Origin of the sequence: Streptomyces sp. NPDC005925, from assembly GCF_040638805.1 — a bacterium.
GTDB lineage: Bacteria > Actinomycetota > Actinomycetes > Streptomycetales > Streptomycetaceae > Streptomyces.
The window spans coordinates 1-13,959 of the sequence record NZ_JBEXVL010000003.1; the positions used below are offsets into that span (position 1 = coordinate 1).

The following is a 13,959-nucleotide window of genomic DNA, read 5'->3' on the forward strand; positions in this document are numbered from 1 at the left end:
GGGCGTTGTTGCGCTCGCCCCCGGCCCCCGGGGCCGCCCCCCGCCCCCGCCCCGGGGCGCGGGGGGGCGGCTCCCCCCCCGGCCGGCCTCTCCTCGTGTCCGGCGGCCGCGGCGCCGTCAGCGCTTGTCGGCGAACTTCCTGGCCGTGGGCAGCAGACCCATGGCCAGGGCGGCCTTGAGGGCGTCGCCGATCAGGAACGGCGTCAGGCCGGCCGCGATCGCGGCGGAGGCGGACATGCCGGTCGCCATGCCGAGGTAGGGGACGCCGACGGCGTAGATGATCGCCTCGCCGAGCAGCATCGCGCCGGCCGCGCGCAGCACGGAGCGGTCGGCGCCGCGGCGGGCGAGGGCGCCCACGACGGTGGACGCGAGGATCATGCCGAGGACGTAGCCGAAGGACGGGGCGGCGGCCCCGGAGGTGCCCTCCGCGAACCACGGCACGCCCGCGATGCCCACCAGCGCGTACAGCGCGAGGGAGAGGAAGCCGCGGCCGGCGCCGAGGGCGGTGCCGACGAGCAGCGCGGCGAAGGTCTGCCCGGTCACCGGCACCGGGGAGCCGGGCACGGGCAGGGCGATCTGGGCGGCGATCCCGGTGAGCGCGGCGCCGCCGACCACGAGCGCGGCGTCCCGTACGCGGGAGGCGGGGAGGAGGTCGGCGAGGACCTGTCCGGTGCGGGCGGGTGCTGCGGCAGCGGTACTCATGAGGTCTCCGCGAAGTGATGTGGGCATGCTGGGACACGGTGACGCTATCCCAGCGTGGCACGGCGGATCACCGTCAGCGCTCGACAAAGGGTCGAGTCGTGGCGTGGTGGACTTCGGACAAGGGCTGTCGCTCACACCCGTGGGCACGTGATGCCGGTCACTGAGGCGGGGAGGCTTCGCTCACTCGGGGGCCGTACGGGCGACTGTGGGGTTTCACCAAAAGGACGGCGGCCGGCGGGGCGACCGGAACCCCCACACTCCGTGGCACCGATGTCCGGACCTGTCCGGCACATCCTGCACTCGATCTACCGGCAGAACACGACCGGCCCGCAGGACGGTGGCGGCGAGCCACTGGGCGGACGGCTGATCGTGGAGCAGGCAGCCCCCGCGAGGACGTGACGCGCGGGGGCTGCCCCGTGCCGGGGCGCCGGGGTCACGGTTTGCGGGCCAGGCCGCCGTGCTGGCCGATCGGCGCGGGGGACGTGCCGGGCTCCGGGCGCCACAGGGGCACGGGGACGACGCCCGGCTCCAGCAGGTCCAGGCCGGCGAAGTAGGCCTCGATCTGTTCCACGGGCCGCAGGAAGTACGGGACCGCGCCGGTCTCGTTGTACCCGTCCTGCGCCTCCTCGTAGGCCGGATCGATGCCCCGCGAACCGTCGTTGACGCACAGGTGACTGCCGGACGGCAGTGCCGCCATCAGGCGGCGCACCAGGTCGCACGCCTCGGCGTGGTCGGCGACGTGGCCGAGGATGCCGCTGAGGATCAGCGCCGTCGGCTGCGACAGGTCGAGGGTCTTCGCCGCCGCCCGCAGTATCCGCTCCGGCTCGTACAGGCTGATGTCCTCGTACGACGTGACCCCCTCGGGCGTGGAGGTGAGCAGGGCGCGGGCGTGCGTGAGGACCAGCGGGTCGTTGTCGACGTAGACGATCCGCGCCTCGGGGGCGTACCGCTGGGCGACCTCGTGGGTGTTGTCCACGGTGGGCAGTCCGGTGCCGACGTCCAGGAACTGCCGTACGCCCGCCTCCCGCACGAGGTGACGGATGCCGCGGCCCAGGAAGGCACGGCTGCTGCGGGCGATGGTGACGATGCCGGGGAAGACGGCGGTGTAGGCGTTGCCCGCCTCCTCGTCCACCGGGTAGTGGTCCTTGCCGCCCAGCCAGTAGTTCCAGATCCGGGCAGAGTGCGGCACCGAGGTGTCGATTTCCGTCATGGGGCACAACTCGCTTCCAGGTCGGTATGCGCGCACATCGTCCTACGCCGGGGGACTCTGTGCCACCTCCGCCTCGCACGGCACGTTGAGCGACAGCAGGGCCGTGGAGCCGCCGTCCAGGCGCACCTCGCTGAGGGCCGCGTTGCGCAGCCGGGGGAAGACACGGCGGTACTCGCTCAGCGGGATGTGCAGCAGAGAGCACAGGGTGAGGCGGAGCAGCGTGTTGTGCGCGACGACCAGGACCCGGCCGCCGGGGTGGGCGCCGGCAGCCCGGCGCAGGGCGTCCGCACCCCGGGCCGCGGCCGTCGCCGGGTCCTCGGCCGCCGGGAAGGGGTGCGCCACCGGGTCGGCGAGGAAGGCCGCCGCCCGTTCGGGGTGCTCGGCGGCGAATTCGGCCAGAGTGCGGCCCTCGACCACGCCGAAGTCGCATTCCCGCAGGCCGGGGTCGCGGTGCGGGGTGAGTCCGAGGGTGCGGCAGGCGGGCTCGGCGGTGGCGGCGGCACGGGACAGCGTGGACGTCCAGACCGCGTCGACGGGGTGGGCGGTGGCCCACCGGCCGAGCGCGTCGGACTGGGCGCGGCCGGTGTCGGTGAGGGCGACGTCGCTGATCCCGGCGTACCGGTTCTCGGCGTGCCAGACGGTCTGCCCGTGGCGGGCCAGGAGGAGGGTGGTGGGAGCCAATGGGTCCTCGTGCTTTCGGGGGCGGCGCTCAGAGGGTTTCGGTGTTGGCACGTCAGAGGGTTCCGGCGTTCGGTACGTCAGAGGCTTTCGGCCTCGGCGCGTCGAAGGTCTTCGGCCTCGGCTCGTCAGGGTGGTGTCGGTGTGGCGGGGGTGGTTCGGCGCGTCAGGGGGTGGTGTCGGTGTGCAGGCGGGCGCGGGCGTGCGCGGCCACCGGAGCGGGCAGCCAGCCTCGGCCCGCCAGGGCGTCGAGGAGACGGGTGTACGGCTCGGCGAAGCGGGCGGTGCGCTCCGGCCGGGGTTCGAGGAAGGTGCGGACCCGGACCATCCGGTCGGCGGTGCCGGGGAGGGTGGCGGTGGGGTCGGGTGAGGTGGCGTGGGCGGCCAGGACGGCCATGCCGAGGGCGGGTTCGGTCTGCTCGGGGATGCGGGCGGGGCGGCCGAGGACGTCGGCGCGGAGCTGGTTCCAGTACGGGCTGCGGGCGGCGCCGCCGGTGAAGGTGAGCGGGCCGTCGAGGGGGGCGCCGAGGTGGTGGAGGTAGTCGAGGCAGAGGCGTTCGGTGAGGGCCACGCCCTGGAGGAGGGCGGCCCACACGTCGGCGTCGCCGGCCGGTTCGCCGAGCAGGAGCGCGGTGGCGTTCGGGGCGCGGAACGGGAAGCGCTCCCCCGGAGAGAGCAGGGGGTAGGCCACCGCGCCCGACGGCTCGTGGGCGGCGGCCCGCTCGTCCATGAGCGCCGGGTCGGCGTCCGGGAACCGTGCCGTGAGCGCGCCCGCGCCGACGCTGGACGCCCCGCCGGGCAGCCAGGTGCCGTCGGGGGCGCGGTGGTTGTAGACCACGCCCGTGGGGTCGCGGACCGGGCTTCGAGAGGCGCCCTTGAGGACGAGGGTGGTACCGAGCACCGAGTTCCAGGCGCCGGGGCGCAGGGCGCCCGAGGCGAGCTGGGCCGCGCAGCCGTCGGTCATGCCCGCGACGACGGGCGTACCGGCCGGGATGCCGGTGGCCCCGGCGGCGGACGCGCCGACCTCGCCGAGGAGGGTGCCGGGGCGGACGACCCGCGGGAAGTCGTCGCGGGCCAGACCGAGTGCGCCGAGGGCGGCGGCCGGCCAGGTGGCGTGCTCCACGTCGTAGCCGGTCTTGAGGGCGTGACTGGAATCGGCCGGTGGCGGCGTGCCGGTGAGGCGGGTGACGATCACGTCGGGCTGGTGGGTGACGCGGCCCCGGCCGTAGGCGTCGGTCAGCCACAGCACCTTCGGCAGCGCCCAGGTGTCCTGCACGACGAGCCCGGCCGCGCGGGCCCGGGCGCCCTGCGCGGCGGCGCGGCCGTCGTCGTACATCAGCGCCGGGGTCAGCGGGCGGCCCGTGCCGTCGGTGAGGAGCACCGTCCCGGACGTGCCGCACACCGCGAGGCCGCCGATCCGGGCGCCGCGGGTCGCGGCGAGCGCCGTGCGGGACGCCGCGCACACCGCCTCCCACCAGCGGTCGGGGTCCTGCTCGTGCCGTACGCCCGCGCGCCGGCCGGTCAGCGATGCGGCACCGGCGCCGAGGACGGAGCCGTCGGCTCCGACGACCAGGGCGCGCACGCTCTGGGTGCCCAGATCGATCCCGAGCCAGCCGTCGCCCGTGCCCTGAGCCACCACCCGGACCTCCCACGCCCACCGGTGCGTGCCGTGAACTTCTCACTCTGCCCCGATATTTTCGCGTGCGCGAGGGATTGACGCCCAACTACAGCCGTTAAACCCTCGGTTGACGAGTCGACTCGCCGTGTGACCGCATCGCCCGCACCTCGCACCCCGACCGGACCCGGCCCCCCGTGGAGGTCACGGATGGACACGCACGTGCACGACCGTCGGCGCTTCCTCGCGCCGATCTGCGCGAGCACCGCCGCGCCGGCCGCCGCCCCGCTGCTCACCGCCTGCGGAGCCGGTATCGGCGGGGACGGCGGCAAGCAGGGCGACGGTTCGGCCGCCGACGACGTCACCGGCTCCTACGACGGGAAGAACGACGAGTAGAGACACGATGAGCGGCAGCAACCACGGGGCGCAGCAGGGACCGGCCGCCCGGCAGGCCGCCATGGCGGAACTCGTGCTGGCCGAGGGCACCGCCGCCGCGGCCGATCTCGCCGAGCGGTTCGGGGTGAGCCTGATGACCATCCACCGGGACCTCGACGAGCTGGAGAGGCAGGGCATCGTGCGGAAGTTCCGCGGCGGGGTGACGGCACAGCCGTCCGGGGTGTTCGAGTCGAACGTGCAGTACCGGCTGAAGTCCATGCGGGCGGAGAAGGCCGCCGTCGCCGAGCACGCCGTGCGGATGGTCGAACCCGGCATGGCGATCATGCTGGACGACTCCACGTCCACGCTGGAGATGGCCCGCAGGCTCCGGCACGGCGAGGTCACCCCGCTGACGGTCGTCACCAACTTCCTGGAAACCATCAACCTGCTGTCGCCGCAGCGCGGCATCCACCTGATGGCGCTGGGCGGCGACTACGATCCGCTGCACTCGTCGTTCCTCGGCGTGTCCTGCGTGGAGGCCGTGCAGCAGCTCAAGGTGGACGTGTGTTTCACCTCCACGTCCGCGGTGCAGCGGGGCGTCGCCTACCACCAGGAGCAGCACATCGTGTCCGTGAAGCGGGCGATGCTCGACTCGGCCGCCCGCAACGTCCTGCTGCTGGACCACACCAAGCTCGGCCGGGTCGCCCTGCACCGGGTGGTGCCGCTGTCCCGTTTCGACCTGGTGCTGGTGGACGCGGGCGCCTCGCCGCGGGCGCTGCGCGACCTGGACGAGCACAACGTCCGGTACGAGGTGTGCGCGACGAAGGAGGGCGATGACGGCGCTGGAGTTGCGTGAGCTGCGCAAGACGTACCGGTCGCGGGGGCGGCCCGCGGTGGACGCGGTGCGCGGCATCGACCTGAGCCCGGCGTCCGGTGAACTGCTGGGACTGCTCGGCCCGTCGGGCTGCGGCAAGTCCACCACGCTGCGGACGATCGCCGGTCTGGAGGAGGTCACGGGCGGGGACATCCTGGTCGGCGGGGCGTCGGTGGCGGGGCGCCCGGCGCAGCGCCGGAACATCGGGGTGGCGTTCGAGAACTACGCGCTGCATCCGCCGCTGACGGTCGCGGAGCACGGGGCGTTCGGGCTGCGGGCACGGGGCAGGGCCGCCCGCGGATCCAGGGACGACATCGGCCGCACGGTGCGGGAGATCGCCGAGCGGGTCGGCCCGACCGGTCTTCCGGACGCGCGGCCCGCCGGGCTGTCCAGCGGGCAGAAGCAGCGCGTGTCGCCGGCCCGCGCCCTGATCCGCGAGCCGGACGTGCTGCTGCTGGACGAGCCGCTGTCCCACCTGGACGCGGCCCAGCGCGACACCACGCGCCGCGAGCTGAAACGCATCCAGCGCAATCTGGGACACACCACCATCCTCGTCACCCACGACCAGGAGGAGGCGCTGTCGCCGGCCGACCGGATCGCCGTGATGAGGGACGGCGTGATCCAGCAGCTCGGCACGCCGTACGAGATCTACGACAGCCCGGCGAACGTGTTCGTGGCGGACTTCGTCGGCGAACCCGGGATCAACCTGCTCCCCGGCGTCGCGACGGGTGACGGGCACGCCCGGTTGTCGGACACGGCGCGGCTCGCGCTGCCCGTGCCGGTGGATGCCGGCCGTGAGGTGGTCGTCGGGGTGCGCCCGGAGGACCTGCGGCTCGCGCCCGAGGGCCTGCCCGCCCGGGTGGTGGCCCACGAGCCGCTGCTGGAGACGGGCATCGCGACGCTGTCGCTCCCCGGAGTGGACCGGCCGCTGGTCGTCCTCACCGGCCCGGAGGTGCGGCTCGCGCACGACGAGCCGGTCCGGGTCGCGGCCGACGCCCGGCTCACCCATGTGTTCGACGCGGAGACAGGAGACGCCGTCCGATGACCTACGAGCAGACCTACGTACGGGTGGTGGCCGCCGGTGACCACTTCGTGCTGCCCGGCCTGATCGGCACGGCCGTGCGGGTCGCGGCCGGTGAACAGCACGTGCAGATCAGGGAGCTGACGCTCGGCTGGCCGCTGGAGCCGTTCGGTCCGGTGGCCGAGGTGGACGAGGCCAGTGACGCGGAGGACGAGCTGATCGCGGCGCTGGCCGGGTCGCAGGTCCTGGTCACGCAGATGGGCCCGGTCACCGAACGCGTCCTCGCCGCCTGCCCCCAGCTGCGGCTCGTGGTGGTGTGCCGGGGCGGCCCGGTGAACGTCAACCTGGACGCGGCCAAGGCGCACGACGTGCGGGTGTGTTACGCCCCCGGCCGGAACGCCGCCGCCACCGCCGAGTTCACCGTCGGCATGCTGCTGGCCGCGCTGCGCCGCATCCCTCAGGCCAACGACCTGCTGGCCGGGCGGCACAGCTGGGAGGGCGCCGGCTACTACACGTACGAACACGCCGGTCTGGAGCTGGAGGGCCTGCCGGTCGGGCTGATCGGGTACGGGGCGGTGGGCAGCCGGGTGGCGCGGGTGCTGCACGCGTTCGGGGCGCACGTCGTGGTGTACGACCCGTATGCGCGCGGCGAGATCGACGGGCTGCGCGTGTCGTCCCTGGACGAGCTGCTGCGCCGCTCGCGCGTCGTCACGCTGCACGCCCGGCTGACGGCCGAGACCCGGGGCCTGATCGGGGCGCGCGAGCTGGGTCTGCTGCCGCGCGGCGCGGTCCTGGTGAACGTGGCGCGGGGGCCGCTGGTGGACGAGGGCGCGCTGTGCGACGCGTTGGAGAGCGGGCAGCTGTCGGCGGCGGCGCTGGACACGTACGAGCGGGAGCCGCTGCCCCCGGACGCGCGGCTGTTCGGGCTCACCGACCGGGTCGTCCTCACCCCGCACCTGGGCGGCGCGTCGCGCGCGGTGGCGGAGAAGGCGGCGCGGATCGCCGCGGCGGAGGTCGGGCGCTGGCTGCGCGGCGAACCCCTGGCGCACTGCCTCACCTGAGAGCCGGAGGTTGCGCGAGGCCCAGGGGGCCTCGCGGAAGTCTTCGCAAGCCTTGCCGAGCCTTGAGGAGGCGGCATGTACGTCGGGATCGATGTGGGCACGTCCCTGGTGAAGGCCGCCGCGTTCGACGCCACGGGCCGCCAACTGGCCGTCGAGGCACGCCCGGTGGCCCTGTCGCTGCGCGGCGGCCACGCCGAGCAGGACATGGAGGAGGTGTACGGGGCGGTCGTCGCCGTCCTCGACGCGCTGACCTCGGCCGTCCCGGAGCCGGTGGAGCTGGCCGGGCTGACCGGGCAGGGCGACGGGGTGTGGCTGGTGGACGCGGCGGGCCGGCCGGTGCGTCCCGCGGCGTCCTGGATGGACGGGCGGGCCCACCGGCTGGTCGACCGGTGGCTGGCGGACGGCACGTTCGAGGCGGTGTTCCGGCTCACCGGAAGCGCCATGTTCCCCGGCAGCCCCGGCCCGCTGCTGGCCTGGCTCGACAGTCACGAACCGGCGTCGCTGGACGCCGCAGCGACCGCCCTGTACTGCAAGGACATGGTGTTCCGGCGGCTGACGGGCGCGCCCGCCGCGACGGACGTGTCGGACGCGTCGATGCCGTTCCTCGACCCGCGCACCCGGCGCTACGACAACCGGGTCGTGGAGCTGCTCGGCCTCACCCACCGGCGTCGGCTGCTCGCCCCGGTCAGCGACCCCGCCGCGACGGCCGGGACGCGCGGCGAGGGCCTGCCCGCCGGGACCCGGCTCGCGAACGGCCCGTACGACCTTCCCGCGAGCGCGCTCGGCGCCGGGGTGAGCGCCGCCGGGGACGGCCTGCTGATCGTCGGCACCTGCCTGGCCGCCCTCGTCGCGACGACCGACCTGGACACGGGCGGGGAACCGGCGGGGCTGTACATCTCCACCGACCGGCCGGGCCACTGGCTGCGCGCGATGCCCGCCATGGTCGGGACGGCCGCCCTGGACTGGGTGCTGTCCACGACCGGCGTCCGCCACGAGGACGTGGACGGGCTGCTGGCCGGCACCCCGCCCGGCGCGCACGGGGTGCGGGTACTGCCGTACTTCGCGCCGTCCGGCGAGCGCGCCCCGTTCGTGGCGCCGGGGTTGCGCGCCGAACTCACCGGCGTGACCCTGGAGACCACCAGGGCCGACCTGGTCCGCGCCACCTGCGAGGGCATCGGCTACGCCGCCCGGCACTGCCTTCGGGCCGCGGGGCTCACGGGCACCCTCGCGGTGTGCGGCGGCGGCACCCGCAGCCCCGCCTGGATGCAACTCCTCGCCGACGTCCTGGGCCGGCCGCTGGCGGTGGTCGAGGGCGAGGTGGGCGCGCGGGGCGCGGTGCTCGCGGCGGCCGAACGGTACGGGGTCGCGCTGGACGCGGCGGCGTGGACCCGTCCGACGGCGGTCGTGGAGCCCGACCCGGGCCGCGCCACGTACTACGCGAAGGGCTTCGAGGACCACCTGACCCGGCTGGCACAGGCCCGGGAACGGACGCGGAACTGAGACATCCGGCCATCGACTCGAGGAGCTTTCATGCAGGTGCGACGCAGGTCCCTGCTGCTCGCCGCGGCCGGCGCGGGGGCGGCGGCCACGGCGGCCACGGTCCCGCCCGCGACGGCGTCCACGTCCGCGGAGGCCGGCTCCGCGCCACGGCGGGCCCGGCGGCCGGTGGTCGTCGGGCACCGCGGCGCGGCCGGCTGGCGCCCGGAGCACACGGCGCCGGCGTACACGTACGGCGTGCAGACCGGTGCGGACTGGATCGAACCGGACCTGGTGCCGACGAAGGACCATGTGCTGGTGGTCCGGCACGAGAACGAGATGTCGGAGACCACGGACGTGGCCCGGCACCCGGAGTTCGCCGACCGCCGCACCACGAAGACGGTGGACGGGCGGCGGGTGACCGGCTGGTTCACGGAGGACTTCACACTGGCGGAGCTGAAGACGCTGCGCGCGGTGGAGCGGCTGCCGCTGGTCCGCAACCGCAACACCGTCTTCGACGGCCGCGCGGAGATCCTGACGTTCCAGGAGGTCGTGGACCTGGCGCGGCGGCTGTCCCGTGAGCACGGGCGGACGGTCACCGTGTTCCCCGAGACGAAGCACCCCACGTACTTCCGCTCGATCGGGCTGGCCCTGGAGCCGGAGCTGGCGCGGCTGATCCGCCGCAACCGGCTGGGGGCGCGCGAATGCGTCGTGCAGTCCTTCGAGCCGACGAGCCTCGCCCGGATCGCCGCCGAGAAGCTGGGCGTACCGCTGTGGCAGGCGCTCGGCACCACGGGCGGCCCCTACGACCTGGTGTCCTCCGGCGACCCGACGACGTACCGCGACATGATGACGCCCGCCGGGCTGGCGCGGATCGCGGCGTACGCGGACTGGATCGGGCCGGACAAGTCGTCGATCGTGCCGGTGGGCGCGGACGGCAGGCTGGGCACCCCCACGGCGCTGCTGTCCGACGCCCACGCGGCCGGTCTCCGGGTCGGGGCGTACACCTTCCGCGCCGAGAACCGGTTCCTCCCGGCGGACTTCCGGCGGGGCACCTCGGCGAACGGGTTCGGGGACGCGTTCGCCGAGTACGCCCTGCACTACGGCCTGGGAGTGGACGCCGTGGTGACGGACTACCCGGACCTGGCGCACATCGCCCGGCTCGCCCGCGCCTGACGGGCCATAGGGCTCACCGGACCGGCCGGGCTCACAGGTTGCTGAAGTCCGGGCCCTTGGTGCGGGTGCGCTTGATCTCGTAGAAGCCGGGCACGGAGGCCACCAGGAGGGTGCCGTCCCACAGCCTGGCGGCCTCCTCGCCGCGGGGCGCCGGGGTGACGACGGGTCCGAAGAAGGCGATCTGGTTGCCGTCGGCGCCGGGCACGGCGATGACGGGCGTGCCGACGTCCTGGCCGACCTTGTCGATGCCCTCCTTGTGGGAGGCGCGCAGCTGGGGCTCGTACGGCGTGTCGTCCCAGTGGTCCAGGAGGGACTCCGGCAGGCCGACGTCCTTCAGGGCGGCGCCGATCGTCTCCTTGCCGGAGTCCTCGCCGCCGTTGTGGACGCGGGTGCCGATCGCGGTGTAGAGGTCGCCGAGCACGGCGGAACCGTGCTCCTCCTGGGCGGCGACGACGACGCGGACCGGGCCCCAGGCCTTGGTCGTGAGCCACTTCCGGTAGCCGTCGTTCAGCTCGTCCAGCTTGTCCTCGTTGAGCACGGCGAGGCTCATCAGGTGCCAGCGGACCTCGATGTCGCGGACCTTCTCCACCTCCAGCACCCAGCGGGAGGTCATCCAGGCCCAGGGGCACAGCGGGTCGAACCAGAAGTCGACGGGGGTCTTGCCGGAGGCGGTCTCGGACATGGTTCTCCTCGGTCATGGTCTCTGTGTCTCGCGCAACACCGGGGGCGTCCCGGCGCATTCCCGGTCCGTCCCCGCCGGCCCGGGGCGGCCCGGCGCATTCCCGGCTGCTGCGTGTCAGGTCCGCATGGCAGGATCGGTGCTGTCCACGTCGTGAAACCGGCCCGAGCACCACGCCACCCCCCTTCACGACCACCCGAGAACCCCCCAGGGAGTGCCGCCCGTGCCCGGTGAGAATCTGTCCCGCGACGAGGCCCGGGAGCGGGCCGCCCTGCTGTCCGTCGACGGGTACGACGTGTCCCTCGACGTGCGTTCCGCCGTCGGCGGGGACGGGGACGGCGACGGTGGTGAGGCAGGTGGCGGGCCGCGCACCTTCCGCTCGGTCACCACGATCCGCTTCCGCTGCGCCGAGCCCGGCGCGTCGAGCTTCGCCGACCTGGTCGCGCCGAGCGTGACCGCCCTGTCGCTCAACGGGCGGGACCTCGACCCGAGCGAGGTGTTCGACGGCTCCCGCATCGTGCTGGAGGACCTGGCCGCGGAGAACGAGCTGGTCGTGGACGCGCAGTGCGCCTACTCCCGCACGGGCGAGGGCCTGCACCGCTTCGTCGACCCGGAGGACGGCGAGGTCTACCTGTACACGCAGTACGAGCCGGCCGACTCCCGCCGGGTGTTCGCCAACTTCGAGCAGCCCGACCTCAAGGCGCCGTTCCGCTTCGAGGTGCGGGCGCCGGAGGACTGGACGGTGTGGAGCAACGGCGTGGGCGAGCGCGGGGAAGAGGGGCGCGACACGCTTCCGCAGAAGAACGGTGGCGGGCGCCGGGGGAGCGTGTGGCGGTTCGCGGAGACGAAGCCGATCTCGACGTACATCACGTGCGTGGTGGCGGGCCCGTACCACTACGTCACGGACTCCTACGAGCGGGTGCTGGCGGACGGTACGCGGCTGGAGATCCCGCTCGGCGCGATGTGCCGCAAGGGCCTCGCGCCGCACTTCGACTCCGACGACGTGTTCCTGGTGACGAAGCAGGGCCTGGACTTCTTCCACGAGCACTTCGACTACCCGTACCCGTTCGGCAAGTACGACCAGGCGTTCGTGCCCGAGTACAACCTCGGCGCGATGGAGAACCCGGGTCTGGTGACCTTCAAGGAGGAGTTCATCTTCCGCGGCAAGGTCACGCGGGCGTCGTACGAGGGCCGCGCCAACGTGATCCTGCACGAGATGGCGCACATGTGGTTCGGCGACCTGGTCACCATGGAGTGGTGGGACGACCTGTGGCTCAAGGAGTCCTTCGCGGACTTCATGGGCGCGTTCTCGCTGGTCGGCGCGACCCGCTTCACGGACGGCTGGATCACCTTCGCCAACCGCCGCAAGTCGTGGGCGTACCGCGCGGACCAGCTGCCGTCCACGCACCCGATCACCGCGGACATCCGCGACCTTCAGGACGCCAAGCTGAACTTCGACGGCATCACGTACGCCAAGGGCGCCTCGGTGCTCAAGCAGCTCGTGGCGTACGTCGGGCAGGACGCCTTCCTGGAGGGCGCCCGGCGCTACTTCAAGCGGCACGCGTACGGCAACACGCGCCTCGGTGACCTGCTGGCGGTGCTGGAGGAGACCAGCGGGCGGGACATGGCGGCGTGGTCGCGGTCCTGGCTGCAGACGGCCGGCGTCAACTCGCTCACCCCGCAGGTACTGCTGGACGCGGACGGCCGGGTCGCGGAGCTGGCCGTGGTGCAGGAGGCGGCCGAGTCGCACCCGCGGCTGCGCCCGCACCGGGTCGCGGTCGGCCTGTACCGGCGTGACGCCGCGGGCGCCCTCGCCCGGTACGCGCGCGCCGAGGCCGACGTGGACGGTCCGCGCACGCTCGTCGCGGAGCTGGCCGGCGCCGAGGCTCCCGAGCTGGTGCTGGTCAACGACGACGACCTGACCTACTGCAAGATCCGCTTCGACGAGACGTCGCTGGAGACGCTGCGCGAGCACCTGGGCGCGATCACCGACCCGCTGGCCCGCGCGCTGTGCTGGTCGGCGCTGTGGAACATGACGCGGGACGCGCTGCTGCCGACCCGGGAGTTCGTGGACCTCGTGCTGCGGTACGCGGGCCGGGAGTCCGACATCGGCGTCCTGCAGATGCTGCACGCCTGGACGGGCTCGGCCCTCGTCCACTACGCGGCCCCGCGGTGGCGGGAGACGGGCGGGCGCCTGCTCGCCGAGGGCGCCCTGCGCGAGCTGCGGGCCGCGGAGCCGGGTGGCGAACCGCAGCTGGCGTGGGCCCGGTTCTTCGCGTCGGTGGCGTCCGACGAGAACCACCTCGGGCTGCTGCGCGACCTGCTGGAGGGCACCGGAAAGATCGACGGCCTGGACATCGACCAGGAGCTGCGCTGGGCGTTCCTGGAGCCGCTGGCCGCGCACGGCGCCGTGGACGAGAAGGTGCTCGCCGCGGAACTCGCCCGGGACGACACCGCGTCCGGCGAGCGCCACCAGGTCCGCGCTCTGGCCGCCCGGCCGTCGGAGGCGGTGAAGGCGCAGGCGTGGGCGCAGGTCGTCGAGTCGGACGCACTGTCCAACGCCCTGGTGGAGGCCACCATCGCGGGCTTCACGCAGTCCTCGCAGCGCGACCTGCTCGCCCCGTACACCGAGAAGTACTTCGCGGCGATCGAGCGGGTGTGGACCGGGCGGTCCATCCAGATCGGCATGGACGTGGTGCGGGGCCTGTTCCCGGCGCTGCGTGACTCGCAGGACACGCTGGACGCGACGGACGCGTGGCTGTCGGCCCACGAGGACGCGGCACCGGCGCTGCGCCGGCTGGTACTGGAGGCCCGCGACGACCTGGCACGGGCCCTGCGCGCCCAGGCCCGCGACGCCGCCGCGGCGGAGTGACGTTCCCCCTCCCCTGTCCCCTGTCCCGGAGGGGCCGTCACGGTCCCGCTGTTGTCACCGCAACTGTTACGGAACAGGGATGACCGGCCCCGTAACCCCTGGCCCCGCTCGAAGGGACCAGGGGTTACGCACATTTGAACATGTGTCCCTCTCGGCAGAGTTGTCCTGATTTTCCAACAGGCCTGTAACAGGGGTTATACGGAGGGAACGGACACGGGAA

The 13,959-nt window shown here is 73.8% G+C and carries 13 protein-coding genes; 8 read left to right on the forward strand and 5 right to left on the reverse strand.

Going from position 1 to position 13,959, the window contains the following annotated elements; translation table 11 throughout:
• Positions 1-117: 117 nt before the first annotated feature.
• Entirely contained in the window at positions 118-702 is a 585-nt protein-coding gene (locus ABZ354_RS05295) for a biotin transporter BioY (protein ID WP_358653181.1), read from the reverse strand.
• Between the two features lie 270 nt (positions 703-972).
• Here ABZ354_RS05295 and ABZ354_RS05300 point away from each other — a divergent pair, with 270 nt between their 5' ends.
• Complete coding sequence (locus ABZ354_RS05300; protein WP_358653183.1) at positions 973-1,101, forward strand: hypothetical protein; 129 nt, start codon at positions 973-975, stop codon at positions 1,099-1,101.
• A 34-nt stretch (positions 1,102-1,135) separates the two neighbouring features.
• On the opposite strand, the gene ABZ354_RS05305 is transcribed toward ABZ354_RS05300, so the two are convergent.
• The 3 genes from ABZ354_RS05305 to ABZ354_RS05315 form a co-directional block, all read right to left on the reverse strand.
• On the reverse strand, positions 1,136-1,912 hold the full coding sequence (locus ABZ354_RS05305; protein ID WP_358653185.1) for an SAM-dependent methyltransferase: 777 nt from the start codon (positions 1,910-1,912) through the stop codon (positions 1,136-1,138).
• A gap of 42 nt (positions 1,913-1,954) precedes the next feature.
• On the reverse strand, positions 1,955-2,593 hold the full coding sequence (locus ABZ354_RS05310; protein ID WP_358653187.1) for a histidine phosphatase family protein: 639 nt from the start codon (positions 2,591-2,593) through the stop codon (positions 1,955-1,957).
• A 163-nt stretch (positions 2,594-2,756) separates the two neighbouring features.
• Positions 2,757-4,229, reverse strand: a complete 1,473-nt coding sequence (locus ABZ354_RS05315) for an FGGY-family carbohydrate kinase (RefSeq protein ID WP_358653188.1) — start codon at positions 4,227-4,229, stop codon at positions 2,757-2,759.
• Positions 4,230-4,415: 186 nt separating this feature from the next.
• Between ABZ354_RS05315 and ABZ354_RS05320 the strand changes: the two genes are divergently transcribed.
• The 6 genes from ABZ354_RS05320 (at position 4,416) to ABZ354_RS05345 (ending at position 10,188) form a co-directional block, all read left to right on the forward strand.
• A complete protein-coding gene (locus ABZ354_RS05320; RefSeq protein ID WP_358653190.1) occupies positions 4,416-4,601 on the forward strand; it encodes a hypothetical protein in 186 nt (61 codons plus the stop codon).
• Between the two features lie 7 nt (positions 4,602-4,608).
• Positions 4,609-5,436: a DeoR/GlpR family DNA-binding transcription regulator gene (locus tag ABZ354_RS05325; protein ID WP_358653192.1), complete on the forward strand. Its 828-nt coding sequence runs from the start codon at positions 4,609-4,611 to the stop codon at positions 5,434-5,436.
• On the forward strand, positions 5,414-6,499 hold the full coding sequence (locus tag ABZ354_RS05330; protein WP_358653194.1) for an ABC transporter ATP-binding protein: 1,086 nt from the start codon (positions 5,414-5,416) through the stop codon (positions 6,497-6,499). Before ABZ354_RS05325 ends, ABZ354_RS05330 begins: the two co-directional genes overlap by 23 nt.
• The gene (locus ABZ354_RS05335) at positions 6,496-7,536 is read left to right on the forward strand and encodes a 2-hydroxyacid dehydrogenase (RefSeq protein ID WP_358653196.1); all 1,041 of its coding nucleotides are present in this window, start codon (positions 6,496-6,498) and stop codon (positions 7,534-7,536) included. Before ABZ354_RS05330 ends, ABZ354_RS05335 begins: the two co-directional genes overlap by 4 nt.
• A 75-nt stretch (positions 7,537-7,611) precedes the next feature.
• On the forward strand, positions 7,612-9,036 hold the full coding sequence (locus tag ABZ354_RS05340; RefSeq protein ID WP_358653198.1) for an FGGY-family carbohydrate kinase: 1,425 nt from the start codon (positions 7,612-7,614) through the stop codon (positions 9,034-9,036).
• Positions 9,037-9,066: 30 nt separating this feature from the next.
• Positions 9,067-10,188 (forward strand): glycerophosphodiester phosphodiesterase family protein, encoded by a 1,122-nt coding sequence (locus ABZ354_RS05345; RefSeq protein ID WP_358653200.1) that lies wholly within the window; start codon positions 9,067-9,069, stop codon positions 10,186-10,188.
• 31 nt (positions 10,189-10,219) lie between these two features.
• Here the strand turns inward: ABZ354_RS05345 and ABZ354_RS05350 are convergent, their stop codons facing one another.
• Entirely contained in the window at positions 10,220-10,870 is a 651-nt protein-coding gene (locus ABZ354_RS05350; protein WP_358653202.1) for a DsbA family protein, read from the reverse strand.
• 220 nt (positions 10,871-11,090) lie between these two features.
• Between ABZ354_RS05350 and pepN the strand changes: the two genes are divergently transcribed.
• Positions 11,091-13,739, forward strand: a complete 2,649-nt coding sequence (gene pepN / locus ABZ354_RS05355) for an aminopeptidase N (protein ID WP_358653203.1) — start codon at positions 11,091-11,093, stop codon at positions 13,737-13,739.
• Positions 13,740-13,959 lie beyond the last annotated feature (220 nt).

Coding starts and splice junctions, on each gene's coding strand:
- ABZ354_RS05335 (WP_358653196.1), top strand. CDS start 6,496: ATGACCTACGAGCAGACCTACGTACGGGTGGTGGCCGCCGGTGACCAC.
- ABZ354_RS05340 (WP_358653198.1), top strand. CDS start 7,612: ATGTACGTCGGGATCGATGTGGGCACGTCCCTGGTGAAGGCCGCCGCG.
- ABZ354_RS05320 (WP_358653190.1), top strand. CDS start 4,416: ATGGACACGCACGTGCACGACCGTCGGCGCTTCCTCGCGCCGATCTGC.
- ABZ354_RS05350 (WP_358653202.1), bottom strand. CDS start 10,870: ATGTCCGAGACCGCCTCCGGCAAGACCCCCGTCGACTTCTGGTTCGAC.
- ABZ354_RS05305 (WP_358653185.1), bottom strand. CDS start 1,912: ATGACGGAAATCGACACCTCGGTGCCGCACTCTGCCCGGATCTGGAAC.
- ABZ354_RS05325 (WP_358653192.1), top strand. CDS start 4,609: ATGAGCGGCAGCAACCACGGGGCGCAGCAGGGACCGGCCGCCCGGCAG.
- ABZ354_RS05300 (WP_358653183.1), top strand. CDS start 973: ATGTCCGGACCTGTCCGGCACATCCTGCACTCGATCTACCGGCAGAAC.
- ABZ354_RS05330 (WP_358653194.1), top strand. CDS start 5,414: ATGACGGCGCTGGAGTTGCGTGAGCTGCGCAAGACGTACCGGTCGCGG.
- ABZ354_RS05295 (WP_358653181.1), bottom strand. CDS start 702: ATGAGTACCGCTGCCGCAGCACCCGCCCGCACCGGACAGGTCCTCGCC.
- ABZ354_RS05345 (WP_358653200.1), top strand. CDS start 9,067: ATGCAGGTGCGACGCAGGTCCCTGCTGCTCGCCGCGGCCGGCGCGGGG.